Raw genomic sequence first — 12,024 nt, forward strand, 5'->3', positions numbered from 1 at the left:
CCAAATTGCCATACCGAGGACGACTGAACGCCCACTGACAACAGAGCGCCCTAATGAGTCCGCTTGGATCCCCGCCTGCGCGAGAATGACAGGTTAAGCGCCCTTACTCACAAATCTCCTCCCATAAATCCCGCCAAGCCAGATTCCCTTCCTCAATAAGCTTTACCTTCCAAGCCCGGTTCCACTTCTTTAAGCTTTTCTCCCGAGCAATCGCGACCTGCATCGACTCATGCAACTCATACCAAACCAACCGCTTCACCCCGAAACGCTCGGTGAATCCGTCAACAACGCCCTCCCGGTGCTGCCACACCCGCTGAACCAGATCTGAGGTCACACCGATATACAGCGTGCCTTGAATACCCGACGCCATCATATAAACCGCTGGCAACCTCATAACCCGACCTCCCTGTCAGTAAAAAACCCAAGCGTACACCGCACACCGGTCCCAAATCCGGAATCACCTCACAAAACGCAGGTGAACCAGTACAGTCCAGCGCACCCATCTGTACTCTTGAGCCAGCCCAGCCCAACCGCGCATAATATCGGCCCCCTCGCCGCACCCGCACAGGCCATTTCATGTTCCGCTGGTTTGAACAACGACTGAACCCCTTCCCCTCGGATGAACCCCAGGAGCCACCGCGCACACTGCTCGCGTTCTGCCTGTACTTTACCCGTGGCAGCTGGCTGTACCTGAGTATTGCCGCCGTGCTCATGGCCGGCATTGCGATTACTGAAGTGTGGCTGTTCAGCTTCCTCGGCAACATTGTCGATTGGCTGTCAGTACAGGACCGCGAAACCTTCATCCAGAACGAAGGCTGGAAACTGGTTGGCATGGGTCTGATCGTGCTGTTACTGCTGCCGCTGATGATCCTCAGCAACTCGCTGGTTAGCCATCAGACGCTGATGGGCAACTACCCCATGCGCATCCGCTGGCTGGTGCACCGTTATCTGCTCAAACAGTCGATGGCCTTCTATCAGGACGAATTCGCCGGGCGCATCGCCACCAAGCTGATGCAAACCGCGCTGGCCGTGCGCGAATGCGTGATCAAGCTGATCGACGTGCTCAATTACGTGGTGGTGTATTTCCTCGGCACCCTACTGGTAGTCGGTATCGCGGACTGGCGCCTGACACTGCCGATGATCGGCTGGATGCTCGGATACGTGCTACTGATGCGCGTCTATATCCCCAAGATGGGTAAAGTCGCCGAGCGCCAGGCGGATGCGCGCTCGGTGATGACCGGGCGGATTGTCGACAGCTATACCAATATCCAGACCGTCAAACTGTTCTCCCACTCGCGGCGTGAATCCACCTATGCCCGTGAAGGAATGGACGGTTTCATGGTCACGGTCTACCGGCAGATGCGCCTGGTCACCCAGGTCAACTTCTTGCTTTACATGCTCAACGGCCTGCTCCTGGTCAGCGTGACCACACTGGCCATCTGGTTGTGGCTGAACGAAGCCGCCAGCATCGGCGCCGTCGCAGTCTCTACCGGCCTGGTGCTACGCCTGTGGGGCATGTCTCAATGGATCATGTGGGAGCTCTCGGCGCTATTCGAAAATATCGGCACCGTGCAAGACGGCATCAACTCCATCTCCCGCCCGCAAATCGTCCAGGATGTGGAAAACGCCCCTGCGCTGAAGGTCGATCGCGGCGAGATCCGCTTCGACCATGTGCTCTTTCATTATGGCAAGGATCAAGGCGTATTCGACGACCTGCACCTGACCATCAAGCCCGGCGAGAAGATCGGCCTGGTCGGACGCTCCGGTGCCGGCAAATCAACCCTGGTCAACCTGCTGCTGCGCTTCCACGATGTGGAAGGCGGGCGCATTCTGATCGACGGCCAGAATATCGCCGAGGTCAACCAGGAATCCCTGCGCCAGCATATCGGCATGGTCACCCAGGACACCTCGCTGCTACACCGCTCGGTGCGCGACAACATCCTCTACGGCCGCCCCGATGCTGACGAAGCCATGCTGATCAAGGCCGCCAAACAGGCACGTTCGGACCAGTTCATTGCTGAGCTGGAAGACGCCAAAGGCCGCACAGGGTTTGATGCACATGTGGGTGAGCGCGGCGTTAAACTTTCCGGCGGCCAGCGCCAGCGTATCGCCATCGCCCGGGTCATGCTCAAGGACGCACCTATTCTGATTCTGGATGAAGCGACCTCGGCACTGGACTCGGAAGTCGAAGCCGCGATTCAGGACAGCCTCAACACCCTGATGCAGGGCAAAACCGTCATCGCCATCGCCCACCGCCTCTCCACCATCGCGGCTATGGACCGGCTGATCGTAATGGACCAGGGGCGGATTATCGAAGACGGCACCCACACCGAACTACTCGCCCAGGGCGGGCTCTATGCCCAGCTATGGGCGCGACAATCGGGTGGTTTCCTGGGCGAAGACGTGTAAAACCCGCAAGCCAACAGGACCCCGCCTGCGTGAGGCTCCATTGCCGGGTTTATCACAGCAGGTCTGTGCATCTTGTTAGCGGCAGGCATGGGTGGCAGCGGCAAGCATGGATGGGTGCGGGTGGCACCGGTAGGAGCGGCGGCCCCGCCGCGAAGGGTTTGCTGGGTACTCGGCAGCCAGATATTTTTGGCGACCTCATTCGCGGCGAGGCCGCCGCTCCCACCACCATCCGCAGGCTCGTCGAGGTTAATGCATATCTGCATCATCTTCGCTCTTTCAGGTCTTGATCCTCGCGAAACCGGGAATGAAGATGGCACCCCACCCCATCATTACCGTCCCATATCGTCATACCCGCCCACCACCCCGGTCATTCCCGCGAAGGCGGGAATCCAAGCGGTCTCGCAGCTCAAACAAACCTCTCAGCCTGACGATAAGCCCGATGCGTCCGCACCTTCGCGGCATGACGGTATATAGCACTCACTCCAGCCTATCCTCCCTTATCAACCCCGCCCATAAAACCCTCCCGCACTGAAAATCCCAGCTAACATAGAGCAATTACACTAACAACAAGGACGCACCATGAAAGCCCTACTGCCCCTCACCCTACTGGCCAGCCTGATCTCCGCCAGCGCCTTCGCCGCCACCTACTCAGAGCCCCAGCCCCTGGTCGCGCCATCGGAATTCAAGGGCGTACACGGCCTGGCGGTCGATCATCAGGGCCGCTTGCTGGCGGGCAGTGTAGTCGGCAATAGCATCTATCAGGTAGACCCCGACAGCGGCAACGTCAGCACTTTTATCGGCCCCGACCAAGGCCAGGCGGATGACATCGCCATCGGCCCGAATGGCGAAATGGCCTGGACCGGCTTTTATTCAGGCCAGGTGCTGTACCGGGAAAATGATGCTACGCCGATTCGCGTACTCGCCGAAGGCAAGCCCGGCATCAACTCCATCGCCTTCAATCAGCAAACCGGCCAGCTGTTCGCCAGCCAGGTCTTTCTTGGCGACGCGCTCTGGGAAATTGACGTCAAAGGCGAAGCCGAACCGCGCCTGATCAAGCAGGACATGGGCGGCTTCAACGGCTTTGAAGTGGGGTCGGATGGTTGGATTTATGGCCCGCTGTGGTTCAAGGGCCAGGTGGTCAAAATCAATCCAGCTGATGGCGAGATGGCAATAGTTGCCGACGGCTTCGGCACCCCGGCCGCAGTGAATTTTGACTCCACAGGCAAGCTCTATGTGGTCGACACACTGCACGGCCAGCTAATGCGTATAGACACGGCCACCGGCGACACCGAGCTGGTCGCCGAGCTAGACACCGCCCTGGACAACCTGGCCATCGACGCGCAAGACCGCATCTACGTCTCGAACATGGCAGACAATGGCATCTCCCAGGTTGACCCAAACACCGGCGAGGAGCGGGTAATCACCCAAGGCGAACTCGCCGTTCCAGCCGGCATTGCACTGGCGGAGGATGGCGAAACACTCTACGTCAGCGATGTTTTCGCTTTCCGTTCGGTGAACACCACCACCGGCGAGGTCAAGGACATCCGCCGCGCGCATGGTTCGGACATCGAATACCCCATCGCCGTTGGCCTGAGTAAAACACGGCTACTATTGACCAGCTTTTCCACTGGCACCCTGCACCTAATCAACCGCGATGATCACAACACCATCCGCCTGATTCACGGCTTGAACGCCCCCTCCGATGCCATCGAATTACCCGACGGCAGCATCGTGGTCAGCGAGCTGGCCACCGGATCGCTAGTGCATCTGAGCGGTGAAAAGCTGGATGAAAAACGCACGCTAGCCGATGGGCTACAAGGGCCAGTGCAGATGATCCTTGGGAATGACGGGCAAATTTATCTGACCGAAGCCGCTGGGTTTCTGACCCGAGTGAATCCCGACAACGGTGAAGTAAAACACGTTACTGAAGGTTTGCTGATGCCGGAAGGTTTGGCGCAGATGACCAATGGTGATTTCGTGATCGCAGAAACCGCCGCGCAGCGCCTCATAATCTTGAATGCAGAAACCGGAGAACGTAAAACCCTGGCCGACAACCTGCCCATCGGCTTCCCCGCCGGCCCCGGCATGCCGCCCAGCGGCATTCCGACCGGCGTGGCGGTGGCTGCCGATGGCACGGTGTACTTCACCTCGGACGTGAACAATGGGCTGTATAAGATTGAGCTGAAGCTGGCCGAGAACTGAGTCCGGGCTTTCCACTGCCGAACCGCACCAACGTCAAAATGGATTCCCGCCTGCGCGGGAATGACGGGGTAGGGTCGGGAATGATGGGGGTGGTGGGCGGGAATGATGGGGGTAGTGGGCGGGATTGATGGGGGTGGTGGGCGGGATTGATGGGGGTAGTGGGCGGGAATGAGGAGTTGAGGCGCGAATGACGGGGTAAGGTCGGGAATGACCGGATGTGCGCGGGAATGACGAGGTATGCGCGGGGATCCATTCGGCTTGCGTCCGGCCCAGCGGCTGCAACACCCCGCCGGGCCGGATGAACTCCCGCCTTACGCCTCGGCTATCAAATCCCGCAGGACAAAATGCAAAATCCCACCGGCCTTGAAGTAGTCGATTTCATTGCTGGTATCAATCCGGCACAACACCTCAAAACACAGCTTCTCGCCATCGGGCCGCGTTGCGGTCACGTTCAGCGTCTGCCCTGGCCGCAGGTTGTCGTCGATGCCTTCAATCTCAACCACTTCATGCCCATCCAACCGCAACGCGCCGACATTCTGCCCATCAACAAACTGCAGCGGCAACACGCCCATACCCACCAGGTTGGAACGGTGAATGCGCTCGAAACTCTCGGCTATCACCGCCTTGATCCCCAGCAGATTGGTACCCTTGGCGGCCCAGTCGCGGCTGGAGCCGGTGCCGTATTCCTTGCCGGCGAAAACCACCAGTGGCGTCGCATCCTGCTGATAACGCATGGCGGCATCATAGATGGACATCCGCTCGCCGCTCGGCGCATGGATGGTCTCGCCGCCTTCTTCGCCGCCCAGCATGCGATTACGGATACGGATATTGGCGAAGGTGCCGCGCATCATGACTTCATGGTTGCCGCGGCGTGAACCGTAGGAGTTGAAGTCTTCCGGGCTTACACCCAGGCTCTGCAGGTATTCGCCCGCTGGCGAGCTGGCTTTGATATTGCCCGCCGGCGAGATATGGTCGGTCGTGATCGAGTCACCGAACACCGCCAGTACGCGGGCCTGATTGACGGGTTTGAGCGCCTGGATCGGTTGGTCGATCTGCTCGAAATACGGCGGATTCTTCACATAGGTGGAATCGTCCTTCCATGCATAGGTTGCGCCTTCCGCCACCGGGATGGACTGCCAATGCTCGTCGCCGCTGAACACATCGGCATAGCGCTCGCGGAACATGCTGTCTTCCACCAGCGCCACAGCTTCGGCGATCTCTGCATTACTCGGCCACAGGTCACGCAGGAACACCGGCTTGTTGTCCTTATCCAGACCCAGTGGTTCTTCCAGCAGATTCATCCGCGTATTACCGGCCAAAGCATAGGCCACCACCAACGGCGGCGAGGCCAGCCAGTTGGCCTTCACATGCTGGTGCACCCGCCCTTCAAAATTGCGATTACCCGACAACACCGCAGAGACCACCAGATTGTGATCATTTACCGCAGCAGACACCGCATCAGGCAACGGCCCTGAGTTGCCAATACAGGTAGTACAGCCGTAACCGACCAGATTGAAGCCCAGTTCATCCAGATACTCGTTCAACCCGGCCTTGAGCAGATAATCGGTCACTACCTTAGAACCAGGTGCCAGCGAGGATTTGACCCACGGCTTGCGTTGCAGGCCCCGCTCGACGGCCTTCTTCGCGACCAGGCCGGCGGCCATCATCACACTGGGATTCGAGGTATTGGTGCAGGAGGTAATCGCCGCGATAACCACCGCGCCATGGCTGAGCACATGCTCTTCGCCATCCAGGTGGATAATCGCTTCGTCGCTAGTGGCGCCTACTGCGGTGCCACCACCACCCTCGCCTTCGAGTCGCGCCTGCTCTTCACTGTCAGGTTTTATTTGCAGTGCCAGCAGCTCGTCAAAGGCGCTGTGCACATCACCCAGTGCCACACGGTCCTGCGGACGACGCGGACCGGCGAGGCTGGCTACCACCTCGTTCATATCCAGATGCATGCTGTCGGTAAACTCGGGCTCATGCCCGGCCTCGCGCCACATACCCTGAGCCTTGCTGTAGGCCTCCACCCGCGCGACCACGTCATCCGGGCGACCAGTCAGGCGCAGATAGCGCAGGGTTTCGTCATCGACCGGGAAGAAGCCGCAGGTAGCGCCATATTCCGGCGCCATATTGGCAATGGTGGCGCGATCGGCCAGCGGCAGCTCAGCCAGTCCATCGCCATAAAATTCGACAAACTTGCCCACCACACCCTTGCCGCGCAGCATCTGCGTTACGGTCAGCACCAGGTCGGTCGCGGTCATGCCTTCGCGCAGCTTACCGGTCAGTTTGAAGCCCACCACCTCGGGAATCAGCATAGACACCGGCTGGCCGAGCATCGCCGCTTCCGCCTCGATCCCGCCGACACCCCAACCCAGCACACCCAGGCCATTGACCATAGTGGTATGCGAATCGGTACCGACCAGGGTATCCGGGTAGGCCCAGTGTTTACCGTCCTTCTCCTCCGCCCAGACACTTTGCGATAGATATTCCAGATTCACCTGATGGCAAATACCCGTGCCCGGCGGCACTACGCGAAAATTATTGAAGGCCTTCTGACCCCAGCGCAAAAACTCATAGCGCTCGCCATTGCGCTGCATTTCCATTGCTACGTTGTCATTGAAAGCGCTGTCGTCAGCAAAGTGATCCACCATCACCGAATGGTCGATCACCAGATCCACCGGAGACAACGGGTTGATCTGCTGCGGATCGCCACCCGCCCGCGCCACCGCATCGCGCATGGCGGCCAGGTCCACTACCGCCGGAACGCCAGTGAAATCCTGCATCAGCACCCGCGCCGGACGGTACTGAATCTCCCGATCTGATTTTTTGCTCTTGAGCCAATCGGCCATCGCCTGAATATCGTCCCGCGTGACCGTCTTGCCATCCTCGTGGCGCAACAGGTTTTCCAGCAAGACTTTTAGCGAGGTCGGTAGCCGGCTCAGATCGCCTAACTGTTCTGCTGCCTTGGGTAACGAATGGTAGGCATATTCCTGCGCGCCCACCTTCAATGTGCTGAGCGTACCCAGGCTGTTGATATCGGACATAATTATCTCCTCTTGATCGTTCCGCTGACTGCCGCAGACTCTATGGCTATACTTCACCCTAATTCGCCCGGCCAGATACCGCAACCTCGTTAAAGAAGCATCGCCGCCCGCCGATATAACCGGTAAGTAGCAGCGGCTCCACGCGGTACCTTGCCAACACCCCAAATTACAGGTTCACCATGCGCAATAACCAACCGGTCACCCAAAGAGAGAAAACCTTTAACGCCGAGCAACGGCTGATTTCCACAACCGACCTTAAAGGCAAGATCACTTATTGCAATGATGCTTTTGTCGCCATCAGTGGCTATGAACGCAATGAGTTGATCGGCAGTCCGCATAACATGGTCCGCCACCCGGACACCCCCGCAGCGGTCTTTGCCCACATGTGGACCGATTTACAGCGTGGCAACAGCTGGATGGGTATTGTGAAAAATCGCTGCAAGAACGGCGATCACTACTGGGTTAATGCTTTCGTAACACCCATAGCGGAAAACGGCCGCACCGTGGGTTACGAGTCAGTGCGCGTCAAAACCACGGCCGACCAGGTAGCGCGCGCCGAAGCTCTGTATAAAAGATTGAATAATGGACAAACGGCATTCGGTGTGGACTGGGCCGGCATCGCCACGGCGATCTTGCCGTCCGTCGGCATTGCCACTGGCGCAGCCCTGGCCGGCGTGTTCATGGGGCCTTGGGGTATCGCGGTGGCAGCCGCACTGGCGCTGCCCGCTGGCTTTATGCTCAAAGGTCTTTATGATCAGAAACTGCAGCGCGTAGTGAAAGTGGCAGACCACAGCATTACCGACCCGCTGCTGGCGACTATGTACACGCCTCTGAAAGGCGTTGCAGGCCAGCTGGAAATGGCGTTGCATAGCCAGCAGGCGCGTCTGCAGACCTGCCTGACGCGTATGATGGATAGTGCCATGCGGCTCAAGGCGCAAGCTAACGAAGCCAGCCAACTGGCCACCCGCAGCCATGACGGTCTCAATCAGCAACGCACCGAAACCGACATGGTCGCTACCGCCATCAACGAGATGGCCGCCGCAACACAAGAAGTCTCCGGCAATGTGCAGCGCACCGCCGAAGCCACGCGCGAAGCCAATCAGCTCTCCGCCCATGGCAAGGCCATCGCCAGCAAAACCCGGGAAGCCATCGAAATTCTCTCAGAGTCCGTCAGCTCCGCCGCCACCGTATCTTCACAGCTGGCCACCGACGCCCAGGAAATCGGCAAGGTCGTAGATGTCATCAAGAGCATCGCCGACCAAACCAACCTGCTCGCGCTGAACGCCGCCATCGAGGCTGCCCGCGCCGGCGAACAAGGCCGTGGCTTTGCCGTGGTCGCCGATGAAGTGCGCGCCCTCGCCAGCCGCACCGCCGACTCCACCGAACAGATCCACGGGCTGATCGGCAACCTGCAAACCGCCGCCAAACGCGCGGTGGACACCATGCGCGCCGGCCACGAACAGGCTGACCGTGGCGTCGCCCAAGTGATTGAAGCAGACGAAGCGCTGGACGGCATCCGCGCTGCAATCGAGCGTATCAACGACATGACCGGGCAAATTGCCAGCGCAGCCGAAGAGCAAAGCGCGGTCGCCGAAGAGATCAACCGCAACGTCAACAACATCTCCGGTCTCGCCGATACCACCGCCACCCAAGCACAACAAAGCGCTATGCTGAGCAACGAACTGGCCAACACGGCTGCGGAGCAGGAAGCGTTGGTGGTGCGTTTTAATAAACGCTGACAAGGCAGGTCCTACGACCGGGCGGCGGACGCCTTAGGGCTATGAATAGGCGGCAGTAAATGCCGCCCAAAACACAGATGGATCCCCGCGTTCGCGAGGATGACGGTGGCAGCGAGCACGGAGTGCGTACGCCGGCGTATCCACAACCCGTGATCCCCACCACACCTCGCCACCCCCACCACACCCCGCCACCCCCAACACACCTCGCCACCCCCAACACACCCCGTCATTCCCACCACACCCCGTCATTCCCGCGAACGCGGGAATCCATCTTGACCTTGCCCTCCGCCCCACTCCAAACCCGCCCGATAGTGCTAAACTGCGTCTCTTTGCTTTCACCCCAAGGACATCACCATGTGCGGAATCGTCGGCGCCGTTGCCCAGCGCAACATCACCCCTATCTTGATTGAAGGCCTGTTGCGCCTTGAATATCGGGGTTACGACTCAGCCGGTGTTGCCGTTCTTGCCGAAGGCAATGGCATTCACCGTGTGCGTGCGGTCGGCAAGGTCGTCGAGCTGCAGAACGCCCTGCAAGCCACCCCCGCCACCGGTCATCTGGGCATCGCCCACACACGCTGGGCCACCCACGGCAAGCCGGCTGAGCACAACGCCCACCCGCACATGTCCGGCAAGCTAGCGATCGTGCATAACGGCATCATCGAAAACCACAACCCGCTGCGTAAAAAACTGATCGAGCTTGGCTACCAGTTCACCTCGGAAACCGACACCGAAGTCGTCGCGCACCTGATTGGCCATCACTACAGCGAAAGCCACGACTTACTTGAAGCCTTTCGCACCGCACTCGGCGAATTGCACGGCGCCTACGCGCTGGCCCTGATGCACGAAGACCAGCCCGAGACACTCTACTGCGCACGCATGGGCAGCCCGCTGGTGATTGGCGAAGGCAGCGATGAGCACTACATCGGCTCCGACCCACTGGCCCTGTTACAGGTAACCGACCGCTTCCGCTATCTGGAAGAAGGCGATCACGCCCGTCTGACGATCAACACCTGCGAAATCTGGGACCGCCAGAACCTCAGCGTCGAACGCCCCCTGATCCGCTACGAGCACGCCGCCCACAGTCTGGAAAAAGGCGAATATCGCCATTACATGCTCAAGGAAATCTTCGAGCAGCCCCAGGCCATTCGCGACACCCTGGCCGGCATCGTCGGCGACGACCACGTACTGACCGCGATCCTCGGCCCCGATGCGGAAACGCGCCTGGTCGATATCGCCAACATCCATATCGTCGCCTGCGGCACCAGCTACCACGCAGGTCTGGTCGCACGCTACTGGATCGAAGCCCAGGCAGACATCCCCTGCAGCGTTGAAGTCGCCAGCGAATACCGCTATCGCACTGTCGTGGTGCCAGACAACACCCTGCTGATCACCATCTCCCAGTCCGGCGAAACCGCCGACACCCTGGCCGCGCTGCGCTTCGCCAAGGACCAGGGTTACCTCGCGACCCTGGCCATCTGCAACGTCGCTGGCAGCTCATTGGTGCGCGAAGCCGACTGGCGCCTGCTGACCCACGCCGGCCCAGAAATCGGCGTCGCCTCCACCAAGGCCTTTACCACCCAACTGGTCGCCTTGCTATGGCTGACCACCGCACTGGCCCAAGTGCGCGGCAAACCGGCCGAACAGATCGCCGCTAACGTCCAGGCCCTCAAGGATCTGCCGTCCATCATCGACCAGGCGCTGTCCCTTGAACCACGCATTACCACCCTGGCAGAACGCTTCGCCAACAAACATCACGCCCTGTTCCTAGGCCGCGGCACGCATTACCCCATTGCCATGGAAGGCGCGTTAAAGCTTAAAGAAGTCAGCTACATCCATGCTGAAGCTTACGCAGCTGGCGAACTCAAGCACGGGCCATTGGCGCTGGTGGATGAAGACATGCCCGTCGTCAGCGTCGCCCCCAGCGACAGCCTGCTGGAAAAGCTCAAATCCAACCTCGAAGAAGTGCGCGCGCGCGGCGGCCAACTGATCACCTTCGCCTGCGAGACCATCGAGCAAAGCAACGACAGCAATCACGAGATCATCAACCTGCCCTTCGTCGAAGACTGCATCTCACCGATTCTGTACACCATCCCACTGCAACTGCTCAGCTATCACGTAGCCCTGGTCAAAGGCACCGACGTAGACAAACCCCGCAACCTAGCGAAGTCCGTCACGGTGGAATGATCAATGGGGTCAGAGTGTTTGATCAATGGGGTCAGAGTGTTTGAAAAAATTCAATGACACTGACCCCATTGATCATGCGTCTGTACCAGAGCCCGCCTCCCCGGCGGGCTTTTTTGTTTCTGGTTGGGATTGTGACCAATCGCATAGTCACAGCCATCACCCAAGCCCACCCAAAACCCCATCTGCGCAACTTCTTGCGCACATATCCCCTTGATCTGATTGACCTTTCGCTCAATCCAGCCGGCCCATTTTGCCGACTGGCTCACACAACTCACCTCCCCAATCTGCGATAATCTGCGCGCGCCCAACCAGGCCATGTCGCTTTCCGCCAGACCAGCACCATACCTGCACATAAGGAACATCGGATGTTCGCCGCCGCCAACCAGGCTCATTTCACCCTCGATATTCCCGGCATCAGCCACGACTTCAAGGTCCTGTCCTTC

Annotated in this window: 7 protein-coding genes; 4 read left to right on the plus strand and 3 right to left on the minus strand. The window is 59.4% G+C overall.

Annotated features, from left to right (window positions below; translation table 11 throughout):
• Nucleotides 1-103 precede the first annotated feature (103 nt).
• Complete coding sequence (locus K787_RS0120815; RefSeq protein ID WP_022964726.1) at nucleotides 104-394, minus strand: GIY-YIG nuclease family protein; 291 nt, start codon at nucleotides 392-394, stop codon at nucleotides 104-106.
• A 182-nt stretch (nucleotides 395-576) separates the two neighbouring features.
• Here K787_RS0120815 and K787_RS0120820 point away from each other — a divergent pair, with 182 nt between their 5' ends.
• Nucleotides 577-2,409, plus strand: coding sequence for an ABC transporter ATP-binding protein (locus K787_RS0120820; RefSeq protein WP_022964727.1), 1,833 nt, complete (start codon nucleotides 577-579; stop codon nucleotides 2,407-2,409).
• A 579-nt stretch (nucleotides 2,410-2,988) separates the two neighbouring features.
• Nucleotides 2,989-4,611 carry a Vgb family protein gene (locus K787_RS0120825; RefSeq protein WP_022964728.1) on the plus strand — a complete coding sequence of 541 codons (1,623 nt, stop codon included), beginning with the start codon at nucleotides 2,989-2,991 and terminating at the stop codon, nucleotides 4,609-4,611.
• 311 nt (nucleotides 4,612-4,922) lie between these two features.
• On the opposite strand, the gene acnA is transcribed toward K787_RS0120825, so the two are convergent.
• Nucleotides 4,923-7,658 carry an aconitate hydratase AcnA gene (acnA, locus tag K787_RS0120830; RefSeq protein ID WP_022964729.1) on the minus strand — a complete coding sequence of 912 codons (2,736 nt, stop codon included), beginning with the start codon at nucleotides 7,656-7,658 and terminating at the stop codon, nucleotides 4,923-4,925.
• 179 nt (nucleotides 7,659-7,837) lie between these two features.
• On the opposite strand from acnA, the gene K787_RS0120835 reads away from it, so the two are divergent.
• Entirely contained in the window at nucleotides 7,838-9,397 is a 1,560-nt protein-coding gene (locus K787_RS0120835; protein WP_022964730.1) for a methyl-accepting chemotaxis protein, read from the plus strand.
• Between the two features lie 354 nt (nucleotides 9,398-9,751).
• Complete coding sequence (gene glmS, locus K787_RS0120840) at nucleotides 9,752-11,581, plus strand: glutamine--fructose-6-phosphate transaminase (isomerizing) (RefSeq protein ID WP_022964731.1); 1,830 nt, start codon at nucleotides 9,752-9,754, stop codon at nucleotides 11,579-11,581.
• A 50-nt stretch (nucleotides 11,582-11,631) separates the two neighbouring features.
• On the opposite strand, the gene K787_RS25260 is transcribed toward glmS, so the two are convergent.
• On the minus strand, nucleotides 11,632-12,024 hold a 393-nt coding region (locus tag K787_RS25260), incomplete at its 5' end, for a hypothetical protein (protein WP_161785956.1).

This window comes from Halopseudomonas pelagia CL-AP6, from assembly GCF_000410875.1.
Taxonomy (GTDB): domain Bacteria; phylum Pseudomonadota; class Gammaproteobacteria; order Pseudomonadales; family Pseudomonadaceae; genus Halopseudomonas; species Halopseudomonas pelagia.

What these genes read in the sequence shown, in the direction of transcription:
- K787_RS0120815 (WP_022964726.1), bottom strand. Translation starts at nt 394, where the DNA reads ATGAGGTTGCCAGCGGTTTATATGATGGCGTCGGGTATTCAAGGCACG.
- K787_RS0120825 (WP_022964728.1), top strand. Translation starts at nt 2,989, where the DNA reads ATGAAAGCCCTACTGCCCCTCACCCTACTGGCCAGCCTGATCTCCGCC.
- K787_RS0120835 (WP_022964730.1), top strand. Translation starts at nt 7,838, where the DNA reads ATGCGCAATAACCAACCGGTCACCCAAAGAGAGAAAACCTTTAACGCC.
- K787_RS0120820 (WP_022964727.1), top strand. Translation starts at nt 577, where the DNA reads ATGTTCCGCTGGTTTGAACAACGACTGAACCCCTTCCCCTCGGATGAA.
- acnA (WP_022964729.1), bottom strand. Translation starts at nt 7,658, where the DNA reads ATGTCCGATATCAACAGCCTGGGTACGCTCAGCACATTGAAGGTGGGC.
- glmS (WP_022964731.1), top strand. Translation starts at nt 9,752, where the DNA reads ATGTGCGGAATCGTCGGCGCCGTTGCCCAGCGCAACATCACCCCTATC.